The sequence below is a fragment of the Aliiroseovarius sp. F47248L genome, from assembly GCF_023016085.1.
Taxonomy (GTDB): Bacteria; Pseudomonadota; Alphaproteobacteria; order Rhodobacterales; family Rhodobacteraceae; genus Aliiroseovarius.
Genome location: NZ_JALKBF010000001.1, coordinates 922243 through 945987 on the forward strand (window position 1 = coordinate 922243; position 23745 = coordinate 945987).

General features: G+C 58.4%; 25 protein-coding genes. All 25 read left to right on the top strand.

Annotated features, from left to right (window positions below):
* Position 1 precedes the first annotated feature (1 nt).
* A complete protein-coding gene (locus tag MWU51_RS04590; protein WP_247035117.1) occupies positions 2–1606 on the top strand; it encodes a carboxyl transferase domain-containing protein in 1605 nt (534 codons plus the stop codon).
* 3 nt (positions 1607–1609) lie between these two features.
* Positions 1610–2050: a thermonuclease family protein gene (locus MWU51_RS04595; RefSeq protein WP_247035119.1), complete on the top strand. Its 441-nt coding sequence runs from the start codon at positions 1610–1612 to the stop codon at positions 2048–2050.
* Between the two features lie 78 nt (positions 2051–2128).
* A complete protein-coding gene (locus tag MWU51_RS04600; RefSeq protein ID WP_247035122.1) occupies positions 2129–4066 on the top strand; it encodes an acetyl/propionyl/methylcrotonyl-CoA carboxylase subunit alpha in 1938 nt (645 codons plus the stop codon).
* On the top strand, positions 4066–4743 hold the full coding sequence (locus MWU51_RS04605) for a glutathione S-transferase family protein (protein WP_247035124.1): 678 nt from the start codon (positions 4066–4068) through the stop codon (positions 4741–4743). The genes MWU51_RS04600 and MWU51_RS04605 overlap by 1 nt, the downstream gene beginning before the upstream one ends.
* A 5-nt stretch (positions 4744–4748) precedes the next feature.
* Positions 4749–5603, top strand: coding sequence for a hydroxymethylglutaryl-CoA lyase (locus tag MWU51_RS04610; protein WP_247035126.1), 855 nt, complete (start codon positions 4749–4751; stop codon positions 5601–5603).
* Positions 5604–5606: 3 nt separating this feature from the next.
* Positions 5607–6389, top strand: a complete 783-nt coding sequence (locus MWU51_RS04615) for a crotonase/enoyl-CoA hydratase family protein (protein ID WP_247035128.1) — start codon at positions 5607–5609, stop codon at positions 6387–6389.
* Between the two features lie 22 nt (positions 6390–6411).
* On the top strand, positions 6412–6777 hold the full coding sequence (locus MWU51_RS04620) for a hypothetical protein (RefSeq protein WP_247035130.1): 366 nt from the start codon (positions 6412–6414) through the stop codon (positions 6775–6777).
* Between the two features lie 300 nt (positions 6778–7077).
* The gene (locus MWU51_RS04625) at positions 7078–7443 is read left to right on the top strand and encodes an NADH-quinone oxidoreductase subunit A (protein ID WP_091429417.1); all 366 of its coding nucleotides are present in this window, start codon (positions 7078–7080) and stop codon (positions 7441–7443) included.
* Complete coding sequence (locus tag MWU51_RS04630) at positions 7434–7967, top strand: NADH-quinone oxidoreductase subunit B (RefSeq protein WP_091429419.1); 534 nt, start codon at positions 7434–7436, stop codon at positions 7965–7967. Before MWU51_RS04625 ends, MWU51_RS04630 begins: the two co-directional genes overlap by 10 nt.
* A gap of 3 nt (positions 7968–7970) precedes the next feature.
* The gene (locus tag MWU51_RS04635) at positions 7971–8582 is read left to right on the top strand and encodes an NADH-quinone oxidoreductase subunit C (protein ID WP_247035131.1); all 612 of its coding nucleotides are present in this window, start codon (positions 7971–7973) and stop codon (positions 8580–8582) included.
* Positions 8583–8587: 5 nt separating this feature from the next.
* Positions 8588–9427, top strand: a complete 840-nt coding sequence (locus MWU51_RS04640) for a sulfotransferase (RefSeq protein WP_247035133.1) — start codon at positions 8588–8590, stop codon at positions 9425–9427.
* A complete protein-coding gene (locus MWU51_RS04645) occupies positions 9424–10647 on the top strand; it encodes an NADH-quinone oxidoreductase subunit D (protein ID WP_247035135.1) in 1224 nt (407 codons plus the stop codon). Before MWU51_RS04640 ends, MWU51_RS04645 begins: the two co-directional genes overlap by 4 nt.
* A complete protein-coding gene (locus MWU51_RS04650) occupies positions 10647–11786 on the top strand; it encodes an NADH-quinone oxidoreductase subunit E (protein WP_247035137.1) in 1140 nt (379 codons plus the stop codon). The genes MWU51_RS04645 and MWU51_RS04650 overlap by 1 nt, the downstream gene beginning before the upstream one ends.
* Positions 11787–11910: 124 nt before the next feature.
* Positions 11911–12726, top strand: a complete 816-nt coding sequence (locus tag MWU51_RS04655) for an NADH:quinone oxidoreductase (protein ID WP_247035139.1) — start codon at positions 11911–11913, stop codon at positions 12724–12726.
* A gap of 18 nt (positions 12727–12744) precedes the next feature.
* Entirely contained in the window at positions 12745–12969 is a 225-nt protein-coding gene (locus MWU51_RS04660) for a DUF5337 domain-containing protein (RefSeq protein ID WP_247035140.1), read from the top strand.
* A gap of 6 nt (positions 12970–12975) precedes the next feature.
* A complete protein-coding gene (gene nuoF, locus MWU51_RS04665; protein WP_247035141.1) occupies positions 12976–14271 on the top strand; it encodes an NADH-quinone oxidoreductase subunit NuoF in 1296 nt (431 codons plus the stop codon).
* 147 nt (positions 14272–14418) lie between these two features.
* A complete protein-coding gene (locus MWU51_RS04670) occupies positions 14419–14838 on the top strand; it encodes a DUF5333 domain-containing protein (protein ID WP_247035142.1) in 420 nt (139 codons plus the stop codon).
* Positions 14839–14898: 60 nt separating this feature from the next.
* Positions 14899–16920 carry an NADH-quinone oxidoreductase subunit NuoG gene (gene nuoG, locus MWU51_RS04675; protein WP_247035143.1) on the top strand — a complete coding sequence of 674 codons (2022 nt, stop codon included), beginning with the start codon at positions 14899–14901 and terminating at the stop codon, positions 16918–16920.
* A 149-nt stretch (positions 16921–17069) separates the two neighbouring features.
* Positions 17070–18107 (top strand): NADH-quinone oxidoreductase subunit NuoH, encoded by a 1038-nt coding sequence (nuoH, locus tag MWU51_RS04680; protein ID WP_247035144.1) that lies wholly within the window; start codon positions 17070–17072, stop codon positions 18105–18107.
* A gap of 3 nt (positions 18108–18110) precedes the next feature.
* Positions 18111–18602: an NADH-quinone oxidoreductase subunit NuoI gene (nuoI, locus tag MWU51_RS04685; RefSeq protein WP_247035145.1), complete on the top strand. Its 492-nt coding sequence runs from the start codon at positions 18111–18113 to the stop codon at positions 18600–18602.
* 20 nt (positions 18603–18622) lie between these two features.
* A complete protein-coding gene (locus MWU51_RS04690; RefSeq protein WP_247035146.1) occupies positions 18623–19030 on the top strand; it encodes a carboxymuconolactone decarboxylase family protein in 408 nt (135 codons plus the stop codon).
* Positions 19027–19641, top strand: coding sequence for an NADH-quinone oxidoreductase subunit J (locus MWU51_RS04695; protein WP_247035147.1), 615 nt, complete (start codon positions 19027–19029; stop codon positions 19639–19641). The genes MWU51_RS04690 and MWU51_RS04695 overlap by 4 nt, the downstream gene beginning before the upstream one ends.
* Positions 19642–19722: 81 nt before the next feature.
* Entirely contained in the window at positions 19723–20028 is a 306-nt protein-coding gene (nuoK, locus tag MWU51_RS04700) for an NADH-quinone oxidoreductase subunit NuoK (RefSeq protein ID WP_091429437.1), read from the top strand.
* Positions 20029–20034: 6 nt separating this feature from the next.
* Complete coding sequence (nuoL, locus tag MWU51_RS04705) at positions 20035–22197, top strand: NADH-quinone oxidoreductase subunit L (RefSeq protein WP_247035149.1); 2163 nt, start codon at positions 20035–20037, stop codon at positions 22195–22197.
* Complete coding sequence (locus tag MWU51_RS04710) at positions 22197–23741, top strand: NADH-quinone oxidoreductase subunit M (protein WP_247035152.1); 1545 nt, start codon at positions 22197–22199, stop codon at positions 23739–23741. The genes nuoL and MWU51_RS04710 overlap by 1 nt, the downstream gene beginning before the upstream one ends.
* Positions 23742–23745 lie beyond the last annotated feature (4 nt).

Here is a 23745-nt window from a genome sequence, read left to right on the forward strand (position 1 = left end):
GATGAAACTGAATTCCCAAGCCACGCCCGGTTCTGAGGCGTATAAAGCCAACCGCGAGGGCCATCTTGAGGCGCTGCAAGTTGTGGCTGACGCTGCCGAGGCCGCCGTGATGGGTGGCGGGCAGAAATCGCGCGAACGGCACCTGAGCCGCGGCAAGATGCTGCCGCGCGACCGGGTGTCGAACCTGCTCGATCCCGGATCGCCGTTCCTGGAGGTCGGGGCGACGGCGGCGCATGGCATGTATGACGGGGCTGCGCCCTGTGCCGGTGTCATCGCGGGCATTGGTCAGGTGCACGGGCAAGAGGTGATGGTGGTCTGCAACGACGCCACCGTCAAAGGCGGTACCTATTATCCGATGACCGTGAAGAAGCACCTGCGCGCGCAAGAGATTGCCGAGGAATGCAATCTGCCGTGCATCTATCTTGTCGATAGTGGCGGTGCGAACCTGCCCAATCAGGACGAGGTGTTCCCCGACCGCGATCACTTTGGCCGGATTTTCTACAACCAAGCGCGGATGTCCTCCAAGGGCATCCCGCAAATCGCTGTGGTGATGGGGTCGTGCACCGCCGGGGGTGCTTATGTGCCTGCCATGTCGGACGTGACGATCATCGTGAAAGAGCAGGGGACAATCTTCCTTGCTGGGCCCCCTTTGGTGAAGGCCGCAACGGGTGAGGTCGTCACAGCCGAAGATCTGGGCGGCGGCGATGTTCATACCCGCTTGTCTGGTGTCGCCGATTATCTGGCCGAGGATGACGCCCATGCGCTGGCCTTGGCGCGGCGCGCGGTGGAAAGCCTGAACCGCCAGAAACCAATGACGGTGAAATGGCAGGAGCCGGAAGAACCGGCCTATGATCCGGAGGAGTTGCTGGGCGTTGTGCCTGCCGACCTCAAGACGCCTTACGACATTCGCGAAGTGATCATCCGCATCGTCGATGGCTCGCGCTTCGATGAATTCAAACCGCGCTTTGGCGACACTCTGGTCACAGGGTTTGCACATCTGAAGGGCTGCCCCATCGGGATCATCGCCAACAATGGTGTGATCTTCTCGGAAGCCGCCCAGAAGGGTGCGCATTTTGTCGAACTGTGCAGTCAGCGCAATATCCCCTTGGTTTTCCTGCAAAACATCACGGGCTTCATGGTGGGCCGTAAGTATGAGAATGAAGGTATCGCGCGCCACGGTGCCAAGATGGTGACGGCTGTGGCAACGACGAACGTGCCGAAGGTGACCATGGTTGTGGGCGGCTCTTACGGGGCTGGCAACTACGGCATGGCCGGGCGCGCATACCAGCCGCGTTTCATGTGGTCCTGGCCCAATTCGCGGATTTCCGTGATGGGGGGCGAACAGGCGGCGGGCGTGTTGGCTACGGTGAAGCGCGACGCGATTGAACGTCAGGGCGGCGAATGGTCGGCGGAAGAAGAAGCAGCATTCAAGCAACCCACCATTGATATGTTCGAGGAGCAGTCCCATCCCCTCTATGCTTCGGCGCGGATGTGGGATGATGGTGTGATCGACCCGCGCAAATCGCGCGAGGTGCTGTATCTGTCGCTGTTGGCGGCGCTGAATGCCCCGATCGAGCCGACGAAATTCGGCGTGTTCCGGATGTAAACGGTGGACACGAACCTCGTCATATATTGCGGGCTGACGCTGTTGATCCTTTATTCGCTGGCCGAGCAGATTGCGCCCGTGCCGCGCAAAAGTGGGATTGCGGGCTGTGTGGTCGGCTTTGTCTATGACGGGGATACGGTCGAGCTGAAATGCCCCGACCGCACGCGCACTGCTCGGCTGGTGGGGTTTGACACGCCCGAGACAAAGGACGCCGGATGCGCTGCTGAGAAGGCACTGGGCGACAAGGCCACGCGCCGTTTGCGTGCGATTGTTGAAAGTGCAGACCTTACGCTGCGCCACGAAGGCCACGACAAATATGGGCGCGAGTTGGTGAGGTTGTCAGCGGACGGGCAGGACGTTGGAAAGACGCTGATCCGCGAAGGATTGGCAGTTGCCTATACTGCCGGCGCGCGGATCAATTGGTGTGACCGCTTGGGCGGCTGACTTTTTTTGACGCCTCGGATCGCGGGGCGAGTTGAAATTCCGGGGTGCATTGCGACCCCACCCGAAGGAGGAACCTTGATGTTCACGAAAATCCTGATTGCCAACCGGGGCGAAATTGCCTGCCGCGTGATCGACACCGCCCGCAAGCTGGGTGTGGCCACGGTGGCTGTCTATTCCGACGCCGACGCCGCCGCGCGCCATGTGAAAATGGCGGACGAAGCCGTGCATATCGGCCCGTCGCAACCTGCGCAGTCCTATCTGAAGGGTGATGTCATCATTCAGGCAGCACTTGATACCGGCGCGCAGGCGATCCATCCGGGTTATGGGTTCCTGTCGGAAAACCCCGATTTCGTGGATGCGGTTGAAAAGGCCGGGTTGGTCTTTATTGGTCCGTCCTCGGATGCGATCCGCAAGATGGGATTGAAGGATGCCGCCAAGAAGCTGATGGTCGAGGCTGGTGTGCCCGTCGTGCCCGGCTATCACGGCGCAGACCAAGACCCAGCGCTGCTGGCGTCAGAGGCTGACAAGATGGGCTATCCCGTGTTGATCAAGGCCGTGGCAGGCGGTGGTGGCAAGGGGATGCGCCGGGTTGATGATCCCAAGGACTTTGCGGATGCTTTGGCCAGCGCGCAGGGCGAGGCGAAGACCGCCTTTGGCAACGCGGATGTGTTGGTCGAGAAATATATTCTCTCCCCGCGCCATATCGAGGTTCAGGTGTTTGGCGACGGCACCCAAGCGGTGCACCTGTTCGAACGCGACTGCTCGCTGCAACGTCGCCACCAGAAGGTGATCGAAGAAGCGCCAGCGCCGGGCATGACCGAAGAGGTCCGCGAGGCGATGGGGCAGGCGGGCGTGCGCGCGGCTGAGGCCATCGGCTATAAGGGCGCAGGCACGGTCGAGTTTATCGTGGATGGCGCAAACGGCCTGCGCACCGATGGGTTCTGGTTCATGGAAATGAACACACGCCTGCAAGTGGAACATCCCGTGACGGAAGCCATCACCGGCGTTGATCTGGTCGAATGGCAATTGCGTGTCGCCTCGGGCGAGGGGCTGCCCAAGCAGCAGGACGAACTGTCCATCAACGGCCATTCCTTTGAAGCGCGGCTCTATGCCGAAGACGTGCCGAAGGGCTTCCTGCCCGCCACCGGCACGCTGACCCATCTGAAGTTCCCCGAAGGCGCGCGGGCGGATACTGGCGTGCGGGCAGGCGACACGATCAGCCCGTTCTATGACCCGATGATCGCCAAGATCACCGTGCACGCAGGCTCGCGTGCCGCCGCGCTGCGCCAGCTGTCCTCGGCGCTGACCCATACTGAAGTCGCGGGATCGGTGACGAACCTCGCCTTCTTGGGCGCGCTGACCCGTCACGAAGGGTTCGCAGCGGGCGATGTGGACACCGGCCTGATCGAACGTGATCTTGAGGCCCTGACCGCGGATCCCGGTCCCAGCATGGCAGATGTGGGCGCCGCCGCCCTATGCGCGCTGGGGCTTTTGAAACGCGAAGGCTCGGGCTTTACGCTCTGGGGTGGGCTCAACCACTTTGTGACGCTGACGCATGGCGATGATGTCTATGACGTGGTGGTGACCTCCTACGGGGCAGATCGTCATGTCATCACTGTTGGCGATGACAGCATCGAGGCCACCTGCCTGAACGGGCAATGGAAGATGGGCGGCGACCGTGGGCCGCGCGTGGCCAAGGCGGGCAACGTCGTGACGGTCTTTGCGCAATCCGGGCTGGAATTCCATGTCGTTGATCCGCTGGATCAGGACGCAGGTGCAGGGGCGGGGGCAGGTGTGGTCGAAGCCCCGATGCCGGGTCTTGTGAAGGCTGTGTTTGCAACGGCAGGGCAGACGGTGAAGCAAGGCGACCGGTTGGCCGTGTTGGAGGCCATGAAAATGGAACATAGCCTGACCGCCGCCCGTGATGGTGTGGTGGCCGAGGTTCTGTGCGCCGATGGCGATCAGGTCGAAGCGGGCGCGCCCCTTGTGCGACTTGAGGAAGAAGAGGAAAGCTGATGACCTTCCGTCTGCATCACGTCCAATATGCCCGCTCGATCCGGGTGCTGTGGCTGATCGAAGAAATCGGGCTGGAGGATAAGCTGGGCCGCACGCTTGAGGTGGTGGAGTATCAGATCGGTTCGAAACAGATGTATGAGGGCGAATTGCCCAAAGTCTCGACCGCGTCGCGGGTGCCAGCCCTGGAGATCGGCAACAAGCGGATCAGCGAAAGCGGCGCCATCGTTCAGTATTTGATCGAGGAGTTTGCCCCTGAACTGGGTGTCGATCCCGGCGGGGCAGAACGGACGGATTACCTGCAATGGATTCACTACTCGGAAACCATGGCCAGCCTTGTCGAGCAGTTGAACCTGCAAATGGTATTCCTGCGCCCGCCTGCCAAACCCAGCCCCATCGTGATCAAGCTGAACGTGGCGCGGTTGCGCCATACACTCGTGGGGCTTGAGGCGCGGTTGGAGGGGCGCGACTGGCTGCTGGACAAGGGGTTCTCGGGCGCTGACATCATGTTGGCCTTCAACCTGTTCGCCGTGCCTTACTACGTGAAACTGGACGAGTTCCCGAACATTCTGGCCTACAAGGCGCGGGTCGAGGCGATGCCGTCCTATCAGCGGGTGATCGAGCGCGAAGGCGAGCAGCGGTTCTATCACCAGGATTTCTATCCGGTTCCAGAGGAGTAACCCCGATGGATTATGTCGAGATATTCGAGGTCGGCCCGCGTGATGGGTTGCAGAACGAAAAACGCCAGATCCCGACCGAGGACAAGATCGCGCTGGTTGATCTTCTGTCCACCGCCGGGTTCAAACGGATCGAGGTGGCGAGCTTCGTCAGCCCCAAATGGGTGCCGCAGATGGCGGATTCAGCGGATGTGCTGGCAGGGATCACGCGGGCGAAGAACGTATCATACGCGGCGCTGACGCCGAACCTGCGCGGGTTCGAAGGCGCGCTGGCGGCCAAGGCGGACGAGATCGCGATATTCGGCTCGGCATCCGAGGGGTTTTCCAAGGCCAACATCAACTGCACCATCGCCGAAAGCCTTGAACGCTTTCAGCCCGTGGCGGATGCGGCGGCTGAGGCAGGGATCATGATGCGCGGCTATATCTCTTGCGTGACGGATTGCCCGTTCGATGGGCCGACACCGCCAGACAAGGTCGCTTGGGTGGCCGAGCAGCTGATCGCGATGGGGTGCTATGAAATATCCTTGGGCGACACGATTGGACAGGCCACACCCGAGACAATCGACGCGATGCTGGATGCGGTGCTGGGCGTCGCTGGGCCAGACATGTTCGCGGGCCATTACCATGACACGGCTGGCCGGGCGTGCGACAATATCGAGGCATCGTTGAAAAAGGGGCTGCGCGTGTTTGACGCCGCCGTGGGTGGTCTGGGCGGTTGCCCCTATGCGCCCGGCGCGCAAGGCAATGTGGCGACTGAGGCCGTGCATGACCGCGTGACGACGCTGGGCTATTCGACCGGGTTGGACCGGGACATTCTGGACAAGGCCGCGCAGATGGCGCGAAAAATGCGGGCAGGGGAATGAACCATGACCTATGAGACAATCTCGATTTCGACCGACGATCGCGGCGTCGCGACGCTGCTTCTGGATCGTGCGGACAAACATAACGCCATGTCAGCGCAGATGATTGAGGAACTGACCGACGCCGCCCACGCGCTGGGCGCAGATGAAGCGGTGCGTGTGGTGGTCCTGACCGGCGCGGGCAAAAGCTTCTGCGCGGGGGGCGATCTGCGCTGGATGCAGGACCAGATGGCGGCGGATCCGGTGACGCGCGGGATCGAGGCCAAGAAGCTTGCTATGATGCTGAATGCGCTCAATGAAATGCCGAAACCTCTGATCGCCAAGGTGCAAGGGCAAGCCTTCGGCGGTGGGGTCGGGATGGCGTCGGTGTCCGATGTGTCCATCGGCGTCACGGGGGCCAAGTTTGGCCTGACCGAGACCCGCTTGGGCCTGATCCCCGCCACCATCGGCCCCTATGTACTGGCCCGTCTGGGCGAGGCGATGGCGCGCCGCGTGTTCATGTCGGCGCGTATTTTTAATGCCGAGGAAGCGGTCACGCTGGGCCTTTTGGCGAAAGCCGTCGCGCCCGAGGATCTGGATGCGGCGGTTGAGGCCGAGGTGAAACCCTACCTTTCGGTCGCTCCCGGTGCTGTGGCCGAGGCCAAAGGGCTGGCCCGCCGTCTTGGTCCGCCAATCACCGAGGCGATCGTCGACGAAACCATCGCCGGGCTGGTCGCGCGATGGGAAAGCCCCGAAGCACAGGAAGGTATTGCCGCATTCTTTGACAAGCGCAAACCAAGCTGGGCATGATCCTTAACCTGACGAGGAACGATTGATCTGGGCCGGGTATATCTATGTGACACTAATCGGCATCCTCATGCTGTTTCAGGCCTGCATGGCGGCAGGCGCACCATGGGGACATCTGGCGAATGGTGGCAGATGGCCGGGACAGTTGCCAGTGCCGATGCGGTTCGCGGCGGTGGGGCAGGGAGCAATACTTGGCTTGATGGGCTGGGCGATGGCAGCACGCGCAGGAATTGTCGGCACACTTCCTGTTTGGACCTTCTGGGCGGCGCTGGGGGTGACTGTCATGACAGGTGTCGCAAACCTTGCCACCCCGTCGCGACCCGAGCGGCGGATCTGGGGGCCGGTGACCGTTCTTCTGGTCCTGTGCGGGCTGCGACTTGCCTGGGGTTAGCCCTGCGGGATTTCAAGCAGGTGAGTCTCTTTTCCCAAGCCGGTTTTGCCGGCCATTTGCTGCGCGACGGCAAAACATGATGGTTTTTTGGTTAACAGGTGACGAATTTCTGCATACGCAAAATGTTTAACCTGTGGCTAAAACCCTTGCAAACAACGGTATACTGAGAGGTCAGCCCTTGATTTTGCGCTCGCATTCACAAACTCGAATGCGATATGCACTCGGTTGACCCTGCGAACCCGCAAAGGTAAACCGCTGATAGCTAGCGACAGGCGGGTAAACCGTTCAAAGGAGCCACACGTGGAAGACCTTCTCAGAGAATATCTCCCCATTATCATTTTCCTTGGATTAGCCATTGTTATCGGACTTGTTCTGATCCTTGCAGCCGTTGTGTTGGCAGTGCGCAATCCCGACCCCGAAAAACTCAGCGCTTACGAATGCGGGTTCAACGCTTTTGATGATGCGCGGATGAAGTTCGATGTTCGGTTCTATCTGGTGTCGATCCTGTTCATTATCTTCGATCTAGAGATTGCCTTCCTGTTCCCATGGGCAGTGGCCTTCAAGGATGTCGGCATGGTCGGGTTCTGGTCGATGATGGTATTCTTGGCCGTTCTGACGATCGGCTTTGCATATGAGTGGAAAAAAGGGGCGCTCGAATGGGAGTGATGACTGGAGCCAACACGGCACAAGGCGACCGCGAGCATGGTACGCGCCTTTTGAACGATCAACTGGCCGATAAAGGCTTTTTGCTGACCACCACAGATGACATCATCAACTGGGCGCGCACCGGTTCGCTGCACTGGATGACCTTTGGTCTGGCCTGCTGTGCGGTTGAGATGATGCATGCGTCCATGCCGCGCTATGACCTTGAGCGTTACGGCGTTGCGCCGCGCGCTTCCCCACGCCAATCGGACGTAATGATTGTCGCCGGCACGCTGACCAACAAGATGGCTCCAGCGCTGCGCAAGGTGTATGACCAGATGCCCGATCCGCGCTATGTGATCTCGATGGGGTCATGTGCCAATGGTGGCGGCTATTACCACTATTCCTATTCGGTGGTGCGCGGCTGTGACAGGATCGTGCCCGTGGACATCTATGTCCCTGGTTGCCCCCCGACCGCCGAGGCGCTTGTGTATGGCATTCTGCAACTGCAACGCAAAATCCGCCGCACCGGCACGATTGTGAGGTAAGCGATGAGTGACGCCCTGAACGAACTTGGTGCCCTTCTGGAAATCAAACGCCCTGATTGCGTTCTGAGTTGGGACATCGCTTTCGGCGAACTGACGGTCAATGTGCCGTTGTCCGCCATCCCGTCTTTCATCGACTTTCTGAAGACCGACAAGGCTTGCATGTTCTCGTCACTCGTGGACATTACGGCCGTGGATTACCCGTCGCGTGAAGAACGCTTTGATGTCGTCTATCATTTCCTGTCGATGTACACGAACCAGCGTATCCGCGTTAAAGTCGCTGTGCGCGAAGACGACATGGTGCCGTCGATCACCGAGGTTCACCCTTCGGCCGGTTGGTTCGAACGCGAAGTCTTTGACATGTTCGGCATCCTGTTCTCGGGTCACCCGGACCTGCGCCGCATCCTGACCGACTACGGGTTCCGTGGTCATCCGCTGCGCAAGGATTTCCCGACCACCGGCTATACTGAAGTGCGATATGACGAGGTCGAAAAGCGCGTGGTTTATGAACCCGTGTCCCTGACCCAGGAATACCGCCAGTTCGACTTCATGTCGCCGTGGGAAGGGGCCAATTACATTCTGCCGGGCGACGAGAAATCTGACGAGGCCAAGGGCTGAACCAGATGAGCGGGCAAACCTTCATATTCTGCCTTGGGGCAACGAAGGCCGGCACAAGCTGGCTGTTCGACTATCTGTCGGGCCACCGGGAGTGTCACCTTCCGGCGATGAAGGAATTGCACTATTTCGACGCGTTGGAGCATGGCACGGGCGATTTCTATCGCGAGCAGGCGCTGGCCCGTCTTGACGCTGCCCGCAAAGACAAGCCGACCGCGTGGCAGAAACGGCTTGTCGCGGATTTGGAGCGCTGGCTGTCGATGTTTGACGGCGCGACCCGTGATGACGCGGCCTATCTGCGATATGTGCAGGATGGCGGCACCAAGGCGCGCGTGATTGGCGATTTCACCCCGGCCTATGGCTTGTTGAAAGAAAAATCGCTGAAAACCATGGCGGCGCTGACTGACAAGGTGCGGTTTGTCTATCTGATGCGCGATCCGGTGGATCGTATTTGGTCGAACATCCGCATGATGGCTGGTGGTGAAAGTGCCGCGCTGAATTCGAAGGTGGACGGCGTACTGAACGGCACGGCGGACAATATCCTCGACCGTTCGAACTACCGTCGCACGTTGAATCGACTTACCCGTGCGATCCCGCGCGAGGCGCTGCATATCGAATTTTACGAACGGCTGTTCACGCCCGACGCCATCGAACGTTTTTGCGCTTTTCTGGGGATCACACCCCAGCCCGCATCGTTCGACCGTGTGGTGCATCAAAGCATGAAAGCCGACCTGCCGATGGGCCAGCGCGCTCAGCTTCAGGCAGCATTGAAACCGCAATACAATTTCGTCGAGAAGTTCATGGGTGAGCTTCCGTCGGAATGGACCCAGAAGATGGTGAGCGCATGATGGACGGATCCAAGGACTTCAACGACACCCTGACCGGTGAACAGAAGATCCGCAATTTCAACATCAACTTTGGCCCACAACACCCGGCCGCCCACGGCGTGCTGCGCATGGTGCTTGAGCTTGACGGCGAAATTGTCGAACGTGCTGACCCGCATATCGGTCTTTTGCATCGTGGCACCGAAAAGCTGATGGAAAGCCGCACCTATCTGCAAAACCTGCCATATTTTGACCGTCTTGATTACGTGGCGCCGATGAACCAGGAGCATGCCTGGTGTTTGGCGATTGAAAAGCTATGTGGCGTCGAAGTACCGCGTCGTGGTTCGCTCATCCGCGTGCTGTTCTCGGAAATCGGCCGTATCCTGAACCACCTTCTGAACATCACCACGCAAGCGATGGACGTGGGCGCGCTGACCCCGCCGCTGTGGGGCTTTGAAGAACGCGAAAAGCTGATGATCTTCTACGAGCGCGCTTGTGGGGCTCGTCTGCACGCAAACTATTTCCGCCCCGGTGGCGTCCATCAGGATCTACCGCCTGAGTTGATCGACGATATCGAGGCTTGGGCGCACACCTTCCCCTCGAAAATCGACGATATCGACGTGTTGCTGACCGAAAACCGGGTGTTCAAGCAACGCAACGTTGATATCGGCATCGTCACCGAAGAAGACATCCTGAACTGGAGCTTCTCGGGCGTGATGGTGCGCGGGTCGGGCTTTGCGTGGGACCTGCGCCGCGCGCAACCCTATGAATGCTATGACGAGTTCGAGTTCCAGATTCCTGTTGGCAAGAATGGCGACTGCTATGATCGCTACCTTGTCCGCATGGAAGAAATGCGTCAGTCGCTGAAGATCATGCATCAGGCCATCGCGAAACTGCGTGCACCGGACGGGCAGGGCGAAGTTATGGCGCGTGGCAAGCTGTCGCCGCCACCACGGAGTGAGATGAAGCGCTCGATGGAAGCGCTGATCCACCACTTCAAACTCTACACCGAAGGCTTCAAGGTGCCCGCAGGCGAGGTCTATGCCGCCGTGGAAGCGCCCAAGGGCGAGTTCGGCGTCTATCTGGTGGCGGACGGGACCAACCGACCCTATCGCGCCAAGATCCGCGCGCCGGGGTATCTGCACCTGCAAGCTATGGACCACGTGGCCGGTGGCCACCAACTGGCCGACGTTGCCGCCATCATCGGCACCATGGACGTCGTGTTTGGGGAGATCGACCGCTAATGCTTCGCCGTCTGTATCACGAACAACCCGAAAGTTTCGCTTTTACCCCCGCCAATCAGGCTTGGGCCGAAGCACAGATCACGAAATATCCCGAAGGGCGTCAGGCCTCGGCTGTGATCCCGCTGTTATGGCGAGCGCAGGAACAGGAAGGCTGGCTGACCAAACCCGCGATTGAGCATGTGGCAGATATGCTGGGCATGGCCGATATTCGCGTGCTCGAAGTCGCCTCGTTCTACTTCATGTTTCAACTGCAACCTGTTGGAACTGTTGCGCATATTCAGATTTGCGGCACCACGTCCTGCATGATCTGCGGCGCGGAAGACCTGATTGCGGTGTGCCGTGAAAAGATTGCCGACAAGCCGCACGTCGTGTCCGCAGATGGTAAGTTCAGCTGGGAAGAGGTTGAGTGTCTTGGGGCCTGCACCAACGCGCCGATGGCCCAGATCGGCAAAGATTATTACGAAGATCTGACCGCAGAAAGCCTTGGCAAACTGCTGGATGATCTGGCCGCTGGCAAAGTGCCGGTGCCGGGTCCTCAGAACGGGCGCTATGCGTCTGAACCGCTGGCGGGGCTGACCAGCCTGAAAGAATATGACAGCGGCAAGACGCAGTATAACGCCAGCGCGCAACTGGCCACCGATCTTGGCGACACGGTCAAGCGAATTGATGGCACCGAAGTGCCTTTGTTGACGCCGTGGCTTGGCAAGAACGCGACCAGCGGCAAGACACAGCCACCGAAACCGGCGGCTAGCGCGAAGCCTGCAAACAAGCAAAAACCAGTGCGCAAAGTGCCCGAGGACGACAGCAAGAAAATTGCCAAACCTCCGGTGAAGCCTGCCGCCGCGCCGGTTGCGGGAACAGAAACTAAGAAACCCCGCGTCATGAAGGCCCCCCGCAAGTCGGGTGCGGATGACCTGAAACTGCTGAAGGGCGTCGGCCCCAAGCTGGAAGGTGTCCTGAATGGCCTTGGCTTTTGGCATTTTGATCAGGTTGCCAATTGGGGCGCGGAAGAGATTGCCTGGGTCGACGATCAACTGTCCTTTAAGGGTCGGATTGAGCGCGACGGCTGGGTAGAGCAAGCCAAAATCCTTGCAGACGGCGGCGAAACCGAGTTTTCGCGCAAGAACAAGAAGGGCTAGGTCTGACTGGAACCGGGTATGTTGAAAGGTCGAATGGAACATAAGCGTGTATCAAGGCAGAAAAATGCCAACGCATCTGTGCGACCTGATTGTGTGTCCACCATCAACAACAGGGATAGGGACAATGACTAAAGATACCGGGTTTTTCACCTGCAAGAACATTTGCTGGATCATCGGCGCTTTGCTGGGGTTTGCAGTTTTCCTTATGATTTCTGGCTTTATCGGCTTGATTGTCGGTATCATCGTGGCGATTGCTGCGGCGATCTTGCTGCAAAAATTCCTTTGTGGCGAAGTGGTTGATACACGTCCCGCCAAGGGGGCCATGACCGCGGCAAGCCTGAGCGGAAACACCGCCCGTGCCTCGGCAGAGGCAGAGACGACCGACGAAGTGGCGGCGTCTGCGGCAAGCATTCCTGCAGCTGCAATGGATGGCGCACCCGTGCCGGTCGAAGCTGCGACCGCTCCGCCCGCGCCCGTGACCGCCGAAAAGCCAACCGCCAAAGAAACGCCTGCAGAGAAGCCGAAAGCGAAGAAAACGGTTGCGAAGAAAACGGTTGCGAAGAAGCCAGAGGCGAAGAAAACCTCTGCCAAGGCGGCAACTAAGGCGGCACCGGCCAAACCCGCCGCCGCGACGGCGTCCGAGCCGACTGGCAAGCCCAAAAAACCGCGCACCATGAAAGCACCGCGCAAATCTGGAGCGGATGACCTCAAACAACTCAAGGGTGTTGGACCGAAACTGGAGCAGACCTTGAACACTCTTGGCTTCTGGCATTTCGATCAGATCGCCAAATGGGGTCCGGACGAGATTACGTGGGTTGACGACAATTTAAGCTTCAAGGGCCGGATTGAACGTGACGGCTGGGTGGAGCAAGCCAAGACCTTGGCCGAGGGCGGGGAAACCGCGTTCTCGAAAAAAGTCAAAAAAGGCGATGTTTATTAACGAAAGATGACAAATATCATGCACTCCGATCCAAAAAACAGCGTACAGCGGGAAGGGCGCCTGGCAGGTCTTGTCATCGCCTTCACCGGTGCGTTGTGGGTCGGTGGCACATGGGTTGGGAAAAGCCTCGACTGGTCCAATCGGACCATGGCGTTGGTGGATCTTCTGGCCCTTGCCGGGTTCTTGTTTGGCCTGGTGGTAACGTATCGGATCTGGCGCAAGCGCCGGGCGGATGAAGGATAAGAACGAATGCTGCAGGATAAAGACCGGATCTTTACCAACCTTTACGGCATGCACGACCGCACACTTGCGGGCGCAAAAACGCGCGGCCATTGGGATGGCACCGCCGGGATCATCAAGAAAGGCCGCGACTGGATCATCGAGCAGATGAAAGCCTCGGGCCTGCGTGGTCGTGGTGGGGCGGGTTTCCCAACCGGTCTGAAATGGTCCTTCATGCCGAAGGAAAGCGACGGCCGTCCGGCTTATCTGGTGATCAATGCGGACGAATCCGAGCCCGGCACCTGCAAAGACCGCGAGATTATGCGCCACGATCCGCACACGCTGATCGAAGGGGCGTTGATCGCGTCGTTCGCGATGAATGCGAACACTTGCTACATCTATCTGCGTGGCGAATATATCCGCGAGCGTGAAGCGCTTCAGGCCGCGATCGACGAATGCTATGATGCAGGCCTTCTCGGCAAGAATGCCGCGAAATCGGGTTGGGATTTCGACCTGTTCCTGCATCACGGGGCCGGGGCTTATATCTGCGGCGAAGAAACCGCGCTTCTGGAAAGTCTTGAGGGCAAGAAAGGCATGCCGCGCATGAAGCCGCCGTTTCCGGCTGGCGCGGGTCTGTATGGCTGCCCGACCACAGTGAACAACGTGGAATCCATTGCCGTTGTGCCGACCATTTTACGCCGCGGGCCGGAATGGTTCGCGGGCTTTGGTCGCCCTAACAACTCCGGCACCAAGCTGTTTGGTATCTCGGGCCATGTGAACAACCCCTGCGTCGTCGAAGAGGCGATGTCGATCTCGTTCGAAGAACTGATCGACAAGCATTGCGGCGGCATTCGCGGTGGTTGGGACAATTTGAAAGCCGTGATCCCCGGTGGCTCGTCCGTGCCATGCGTGCGCGGTGAAAACATGCGCGATGCGATCATGGATTTCGACTACCTGCGCGGAGAGCTCGGCTCGGGCCTTGGCACCGCGGCGGTGATCGTAATGGATAAGCAGACCGACATTATCAAAGCGATCTGGCGTCTGGCGAAGTTCTACAAACACGAAAGCTGCGGCCAGTGCACGCCTTGTCGCGAAGGCACCGGCTGGATGATGCGCGTGATGGAACGTCTGATGCGCGGCGAGGCTGAGGTCGAGGAAATCGACATGCTTTGGGACGTGACCAAGCAGGTGGAAGGCCATACGATCTGTGCCTTGGGTGACGCGGCGGCATGGCCCATTCAGGGCCTGATCCGCAACTTCCGCGACGAAATCGAAGACCGCATTCAAGTGAACAAACAAGGCAAGGCCAGCATCGCGGCGGAATGATCCGGCGACAGGACAAAAGAAAGACATGATGATGAATATGCAACGCAACATACTGAAAACCGGCGATTTCCCGTCCGTTTTTGCGTGTTGTTATTGCATGACAGCACCTTGCATCCCCACCTCCTTCTTAACAAAAGGAGATCTGTGATGATGAAACTTCGGACTTTCGCGTGCACAACTGCATTGGTTGCTGCCGCAACAACAGCCACGGCCGCTTCGGTAGATTATTCAATGCTGCGCGAAGACAGCCGGATGCATAATGAATTGTTGGGCGCGTCGATTGCCTATCTGATTGACGAAAACTGCCCGACATTGAAGTTGCGGAAATTTCGTCTTCTGAATAAAGCGTTTTCGTTGCGCAAACATGCGATGACGCTTGGCTATTCTTCGAAAGAAGTGATGGCTTATGTGGAAAGCAAGACCGAACAAAACCGTTTTCGCGCGATCGCAGAACCGATCTTGGCCAAGCGCGGGGTGAAGGCGGGCGATGATGAAAGCTACTGCACGGTTGGACGGGCAGAGATCAAACAGGGCTCCTTTGCTGGATCGTTACTTTACGAAAGCTAGGGGCAGACATGTGCGGGCACGGGGAATAACCCCGGCCTGCGGAACGAAAAAGGGACCGTGATGAGCGACTTGAAAAAGATCGTCATTGACGACATGGAAGTTGAAGTTGATGGCGCGATGACGCTGATTCAGGCCTGTGAAGTGGCCGGGATTGAGGTGCCGCGTTTCTGCTATCACGAACGCCTTTCGATTGCAGGCAACTGCCGCATGTGTTTGGTCGAAGTTGTGGGTGGTCCGCCCAAGCCCGCTGCATCCTGCGCCATGCAGGTGCGCGATTTGCGCCCCGGACCCGAAGGGCAACCCCCCGTGGTGAAAACCAACTCGCCCATGGTCAAGAAGGCCCGCGAAGGCGTGATGGAGTTTATGCTGATCAACCACCCGCTGGATTGCCCGATCTGCGACCAGGGCGGCGAATGTGATTTGCAGGATCAGGCGATGGCCTACGGTATGTCCGGCTCGCGGTTCAAGGAACAGAAACGTGCCGTGGACGATATTGATCTGGGTCCGTTGGTCGGCACGGCCATGACCCGTTGCATTAGCTGCACCCGTTGCGTGCGCTTTACGACCGAGATTGCCGGTATCGCCCAGATGGGTCAAACGGGTCGCGGTGAAGATGCCGAGATCGTCAGCTATCTGAACCAGACACTGGACAGCAACCTTCAGGGCAACATCATTGATCTGTGCCCGGTCGGCGCGCTGACCTCGAAACCCTATGCCTTTACCGCCCGTCCCTGGGAGTTGACCAAGACCGAAACCATCGACGTGATGGATGCGCTGGGGTCGAACATCCGCGTGGACACGAAGGGCCGTGAAGTGATGCGGATCCTGCCGCGCAACCATGATGGCGTGAACGAGGAATGGATTTCCGACAAGACGCGCTTTATCTGGGACGGTCTGCGCCGCCAGCGCCTGGACGTGCCCTATGTGCGCGAGAATGGCAAATTGCGCAAAGCCACATGGGGCGAGGCACTGGCCAAGGCCGCCGAGGCCATGAAGGGCGCAAAGAAGGTCGTCGGTCTGGTCGGCGATCTGGCCTCGACCGAGGCGGCGTTCAGCCTGAAAACTTTGATCGAAGGACTTGGCGGCAATGTCGAATGCCGCACCGACAATGCGCGCCTGCCGATTGGCAACCGCTCGGGCTATGTCGGTACCGCGTCGATTGAAGATATCGACAATGCCAAGTTCATCCAGTTGATCGGCACCAACCCGCGCGTTGAATCGCCGGTTCTGAATGCGCGCATTCGCAAGGCGTGGCTCAAGGGCGCTCAGGTCGGTCTGGTCGGCGAAGCCGTTGATCTGACTTATGATTATGCGCATGTCGGCAATGACCGAGCGGCGCTGGTAAGCATCGTGGGCAAAGACTACGGCGCGGTAAAAGACGCACCGTCAGTGGTGATCGTGGGCATGGGCGCTGTGCGCGAAGCCGATGGTCTGGCGGTTCTGTCCAACGCGATGAAGCTGGCCGAGGACACCGGATCAAAGCTGATGATTTTGCACACCGCCGCAGGCCGAGTTGGCGCGATGGATGTCGGTGCCGTGACCGAAGGTGGCATGGATGCCGCCACGATGGGCGCAGACGTGATCTACAACATGGGCGCGGACGAGATTGACATCGATGCTGGCCCCTTCGTGATCTATCAGGGCAGCCATGGTGATCGGGGTGCGATGCGCGCCGACGTGATCCTGCCGGGCGCGGCTTATACCGAGGAGGGTGGGCTGTTCGTCAACACCGAAGGCCGCCCGCAACTGGCGCTGCGCGCCAACTTCGCACCGGGCGAAGCCAAGGAAAACTGGGCCATACTGCGCGCTCTGTCTGCTGAACTGGGCGCGACTTTGCCGTGGGACAGCCTGGCCGGCCTGCGCCGCGCAATGGTCGAGGCTACACCGGTTCTGGCTGGCGTCGATCAGGTGGCCGCAAATGACTGGCAGCCACTGCCTGTTGAAAAGATGGGGGCGGCCAGCTTCCGTTACACGATTGGTGATTTCTATCTGACCAACCCGATTGCACGGGCGTCGGAAGTGATGGCCGAACTGTCAGCACAGGCGCGCGCACGTGCGTCGTCGAAACTGGCGGCGGAATAAGAACAGAGGCAGGACCGGGGACATGTTTGATCAAGCATACGGCAAAAGCGCAAAGAAGGGTCTGCCTACAGAGTCATCCGGCGTATTTGCACACCCCTATGGTTCTGCAACGAAAAACGAATACCGACGGTCTGAGGGCATGACGCGACATGGTTGAATTCTTCACGACAACAAATCTGGGCATCGCCCTTCTGATTATCGGACAATGTCTGCTGATCGTGGTGCCGCTTCTGGTGGCGCTGGCCTTCCTGCTCTATTTCGACCGCAAGGTCTGGGCAGCGGTGCAAATGCGCAAGGGCCCCAACGTGGTGGGCGCATTCGGCGTTCTGCAATCATTTGCAGATTTCATCAAATATGTGCTGAAGGAAATCATTGTGCCCGCAGGCGCGGACCGCTTCGTGTTCTTCCTGGCCCCGATGATGAGTTTCGTTCTGGCGATGGTCGCCTGGGCGGTTATCCCGTTCAATGACGGCTGGGTTCTGGCCGATATCAACGTTGCGATCCTGTTCGTTTTCGCCGTGTCCTCGCTTGAGGTTTACGGTGTGATCATGGGCGGCTGGGCGTCGAACTCGAAATACCCGTTCCTCGGCTCGCTTAGGTCAGCCGCACAGATGATTTCTTACGAGGTCTCGATCGGCCTGATCATCATTGGTGTGATCCTGACGACCGGCTCGATGAACTTCGGTGATATCGTGATGGCGCAGGACGGCAAGGGGCTCTTGAGCTGGTATTGGCTGCCGCACTTCCCGATGGTTTTCCTGTTCCTGATCTCGGCGCTGGCCGAAACCAACCGCCCGCCTTTTGATCTTCCAGAGGCTGAATCGGAACTGGTCGCAGGCTATCAGGTGGAATACTCGTCGACCCCGTTCTTGCTTTTCATGATCGGTGAATACGTGGCCATCGTTCTGATGTGTACGCTGATTTCGATCCTGTTCTTCGGCGGCTGGCTGTCGCCGGTCGAGGCGCTGCCGGATGGTATCCTGTGGCTGTTTGCCAAGATCTTCTTCTTCTTCTTTGTCTTCTCGATGATCAAGGCGATCACGCCGCGCTATCGCTATGACCAGTTGATGCGCATTGGTTGGAAAGTCTTCCTGCCCTTGTCGCTGGCATGGGTTGTTCTGGTGGCATTCTTCGCCCAATACGGGGCATTCTGGGGCACTTACGCCCGCTGGACAGTGGGGGGCTGATCAATGGCTTTTGATTACGCACGCGCAACGAAATACTTTCTGCTGACGGACTTCATCAAAGGGTTCGGGCTGGGGCTGAAATACTTCTTCGCGCCCAAGGCGACGCTGAACTACCCGCATGAAAAAGGGCCGTTGTCCCCTCGTTTTCGGGGTGAGCACGCGCTGCGCCGTTATCCCAACGGGGAAGAGCGTTGCATTGCCTGTAAACTGTGCGAGGCGATATGCCCCGCGCAGGCGATCACAATTGACGCGGAACCCCGCGAAGACGGCTCGCGCCGCACCACGCGCTATGACATCGACATGACCAAATGCATCTATTGCGGCTTCTGCCAGGAAGCCTGCCCGGTGGATGCGATCGTCGAAGGCCCGAATTTCGAGTTCGCGACCGAAACGCGTGAGGAACTGTTTTACGACAAGGCCAAACTGCTTGAGAACGGCGAACGCTGGGAAGCCGAGATTGCCCGCAATATCGAACTTGATGCGCCGTATCGCTAAGTAATCCCGAAGGAAAAGCCATGAACGATTTCTCCAAAATGTATGCACAGATGATGGAGCAGGGGCAGGAAATGCTCCGCAACTTCAACCCTGCGCTGGAGACGTTCAAACCGCAGGGTTTTGACAAGCTCATGCCGACCATGCCGAAAGACATGATGGATATGATGTTTGGCAACGCCTTCAACAAGGATGGTCTGGACGCCAAGACGCGGATGTTGATCACGCTGGCAGGTTTGACCGTGTTGGGCGCGCAGGCTGACGCGCAGATCAAGCTGACCGTGCGCCACGCTTTGGAAGCGGGCGCGACAGAAAAAGAGATCGCCGAGGTGATCTATCAAATGTCGATGCTCGGTGGTCTTCCGGCCATGACCCGTGCATTGGAACTGGCGCAAGCCGTGTTTGACGACAACGAGGAGGGGGACGCATGAGCGTTGCCGATTTCGCATTTTACCTCTTTGCCCTGACCACCGTGGTGGGCGGGTTCTTTACCGTGATGGCAAGAAACCCAGTGCATTCGGTGCTGTGGCTGATCACCGCTTTCGTTGGTGCCACAGGGCTGTTCGTTCTGCTGGGGGCTGAGTTTGTGGCAATGCTTTTGATGATCGTCTATGTGGGTGCAGTCGCGGTTCTGTTCCTGTTCGTTGTAATGATGCTGGATGTGGACTTTGCGGCGTTGAAAGCCGAGATGTCCAAGTCGCTGCCCTTGGCTCTGTTGATCGGTGTCATCCTTCTGATGGAACTGGGTACGATCTTCGGGGTCTGGCAGTTCTCAGACGGGGCCGAAGCGGCGCGTGCCGCAGTAACGCCGGCTCTGGACGTGGCACATAACACGCAGGCACTGGGTCAAATCCTCTATACCGACTACATCCTGCTGTTCCAGCTGGCGGGTCTGATCCTGCTGGTCGCCATGATCGGCGCCATCGTTCTGACCTTGCGTCACCGCACCAATGTGAAGCGTCAGAATGTGATTGCCCAGATGCACCGCGACCCGGCCAAAGCGATGGAAATCATCGACGTGAAACCGGGGCAGGGGCTGTGAGTGGATCCGAGATGAAAACGAATAACAAGACTTGGGCGCGCTGCACCGGTAGCCAAGCCCGGAACGAAGGGACGCAAGCACATGGTTGGACTTGAACATTATCTCGCGGTCGGGGCGGCCCTGTTCGTCATCGGCATTTTCGGGCTGTTCTTGAACCGCAAGAACATCATCATTTTGCTGATGTCGATTGAGCTGATGCTGCTGGCGGTGAACATCAACCTCGTGGCGTTCTCGAGCTATCTTGGCGATCTGGCCGGGCAGGTTTTCACGCTCTTTGTATTGACCGTGGCCGCCGCCGAGGCCGCCATTGGCCTGGCGATCCTGGTCAGCTTCTTCCGCAACCGTGGCACAATTGATGTCGAAGACGTCAACGTGATGAAAGGCTAACGGCAAATGGTACAGATCATCCTCTTTGCCCCGCTTATCGGTGCGCTGATTGCGGGCTTCGGCCATCGGATCATAGGTGACAAGGGCGCACAGGTTTTAACCACCGCGCTGTTGTTCTTGTCCGCGCTTTTGTCCTGGGCTGTGTTCCTGAGCCTTGGATCGGAAACGCAGCACATTCACCTGATGAACTGGGTGCAGTCCGGCACGCTGACCGTTGACTGGTCGATCCGTCTGGACCGCTTGACCGCGATCATGTTGATCGTCGTCACCACCGTGTCGTCGCTGGTACACCTCTATTCGATGGGCTACATGGCTCACGATCCACAGTTCGAGGGCGAAAGCTATCGTCCCCGCTTCTTCGCCTATCTCAGCTTCTTTACCTTTACGATGCTGATGCTGGTCACCGCCGATAACCTGCTGCAGATGTTCTTTGGTTGGGAAGGCGTAGGCGTCGCGTCTTATCTGCTGATTGGCTTTTACTATAAGAAACCGTCGGCCAACGCGGCGGCGATCAAAGCCTTCGTGGTCAACCGTGTCGGTGATTTCGGCTTCTTGCTGGGGCTGTTCGGGTTGTATTATCTGACCGACTCTCTGATGTTGGACGACATCTTTGCCGCCGCCCCCGCGCTGGCCGAGACCGAGCTTCATTTCCTGTGGCGCGACTGGAACGCTGCCAACTTGTTGGCCTTCCTGCTGTTTGTTGGCGCCATGGGTAAATCGGCGCAATTGTTCCTGCACACCTGGTTGCCGGATGCGATGGAAGGCCCGACCCCGGTGTCGGCTCTGATCCACGCGGCCACCATGGTGACCGCCGGTGTCTTCCTCGTTTGCCGCATGTCGCCTTTGATGGAATACGCTCCCGAAGCGACAGGATTCATCGTATTTCTTGGGGCAACCACCGCGTTCTTCGCGGCCACGGTGGGACTTGTGCAAAACGATATCAAAAGGGTGATCGCTTATTCGACCTGTTCGCAGTTGGGGTATATGTTCGTTGCGGCTGGCGTTGGTGTTTACTCGGTCGCAATGTTCCACCTGCTGACCCACGCCTTCTTTAAAGCGATGCTGTTTCTTGGGGCGGGTTCCGTGATCCACGGGATGCACCATGAACAGGACATGCGGAACTATGGTGATCTGCGCAAGAAGCTTCCCGTCACGTTCTGGGCGATGATGATCGGAACGCTTGCCATCACCGGGGTTGGTATTCCGCTGACCACCATTGGCTTTGCTGGCTTCCTGTCGAAAGACGCAATCATCGAAAGCGCCTATGCCGGTACCAACGGGGGCTATGCCTTCTGGATGCTGGTCATCGCAGCCCTGTTTACCAGCTTCTATAGCTGGCGCCTGATGTTCATGACCTTCTATGGCAAAGCGCGCGGCGACAAGCACACGCATGAACACGCGCATGAAAGCCCGATGGTCATGTTGGTGCCGCTGGGTGTTCTTGCGCTCGGGTCAATCTTCGCAGGCATGATCTGGTATGGATCTTTCTTTGGTGACCACCACAAGGTCAACGCGTTCTTCGGCATCGAAGCTCATGCAGAGGCTGGTGATCACGGTGAGGCAACGGACGACCATGGCGACGAGGCTGAAGCAGCTGAAGCAACTGCCGAAACCGCGCCTGCAGATGCAGACCATGCCACGGACGAAGCACATGCCGAAACAATGGCTGATCCGGCCCACGCCCCGGTTGCCGCCGTCCATCACAGAGAAGCCCCGAAAGGCGCGATCTTTATGGCCCCCGATAACCACGTGATTGACGATGCCCACCATGCGCCTGCATGGGTCAAGGTGTCGCCCTTCATCGCGATGCTGATCGGGTTTGTCGTGGCCTTCTGGTTCTACATCGTGAACACCAGCCTGCCCAAGCGGTTGGCCGACACATTCCCGCATGTCTATCAGTTCCTTCTGAACAAATGGTATTTCGACGAGATCTATGACGTGATTTTAGTGAAGCCTGCTTCTGTCATCGGTCGGTTCCTATGGAAGCGCGGTGACGGCAACGTCATTGATGGCTTCCTGAACGGTGTCGCCATGGGCGTAGTGCCTTGGTTCACCAAACAGGCTGGTCGGGCACAAAACGGTTACGTCTTCTCTTACGCCTTCGCGATGGTGCTTGGCATCGTCGCTCTGGTGACAATCATGATCCTCTTCAGCGGTGGAGCGCACTAATGAACAACCTGCTTTCCATCATCACGTTCCTGCCGCTGGTCGCGGCTGTGATCCTTGCGCTGTTTTTGCGCGGGGATGACGAAGCGGCAGCGCGCAATGCCAAGTGGCTTGCGCTTGCGGCAACCGTGGCGACCTTCTTGTTCTCCCTCCTACTGCTGACCGGCTTTGACTCGGCTGACACGGGCTTTCAGTTCGTAGAAGAGGGCAGCTGGATCATGGGCCTGAAATACAAAATGGGCGTAGACGGTATTTCGGTTCTGTTTGTCATGCTCACCACCTTCATGATGCCGCTGACCATCTGGGCCAGCTGGGGCGTCAAGTCCCGCGTGAAGGAATACATGATCGCATTCCTGTTGCTTGAAACGCTCATGCTGGGCGTCTTCATGGCGCTGGACCTGGTACTGTTCTACCTGTTCTTCGAGGCAGGCCTAATCCCCATGTTCTTGATCATCGGCATCTGGGGTGGGAAAGAACGGATCTACGCGGCCTTTAAGTTCTTTCTTTATACCTTCCTTGGCTCGGTCCTGATGCTGGTTGCGATGGTCTACATGTATGTAGACGCCGGATCGACGGACATCCCGACCTTGATGAGCCACAAATTCGGGTCTGACAGCTTTAGCCTGTTGGGTATTCAGATCGTGGGCGGGGCGCAGACGCTTTTGTTCTTGGCATTCTTCGCTTCATTCGCTGTGAAAATGCCGATGTGGCCGGTGCACACCTGGTTGCCGGACGCACACGTTCAGGCACCTACAGCTGGTTCGGTCGTTCTGGCTGCGATCCTTTTGAAAATGGGTGGCTACGGTTTCCTGCGGTTCAGCCTGCCGATGTTCCCTGTCGGTGCTGACGTCATGGCCTGTTTCGTGCTGTGGCTGTCGGCGATCGCGATTGTTTACACCTCGCTGGTGGCGCTGGTGCAGGAAGATATGAAGAAGCTGATTGCCTATTCATCTGTGGCACATATGGGCTATGTGACCGCCGGTATCTTCTCGTTCAATCAACAAGGTGTGGATGGCGCCATCTTCCAGATGCTCAGCCACGGCTTCATCTCGGGCGCGCTCTTCTTGTGTGTGGGCGTTATTTATGACCGGATGCACACCCGCGACATCGACGCTTATGGCGGCCTCGTGAACCGCATGCCGGCCTATGCGCTGATCTTCATGTTCTTCACCATGGCCAATGTTGGCCTTCCGGGCACGTCGGGCTTCGTCGGAGAGTTTCTGACGCTGGTGGGTATTTTCCAGGCCAACACTTGGGTCGCACTGGTTGCCACCTCGGGCGTGATCTTGTCGGCGGCCTATGCGCTTTACCTTTATCGCCGCGTCGTTTTTGGCGACCTGATCAAGGAAAGTCTGAAGTCGATCACCGACATGGACGCACGCGAGAAGATGATCTTCGCCCCGCTGGTGTTCATGACCCTGCTATTGGGCGTCTATCCCAGCTTGGTGACCGACCTGATCGGCCCATCGGTCGAGGCGCTTCTTACCAACTTCCACGCCGCCATTCCTGCTGACGTCGCAGAGATGGCCCAGACTGCATCGCATTAAGGGA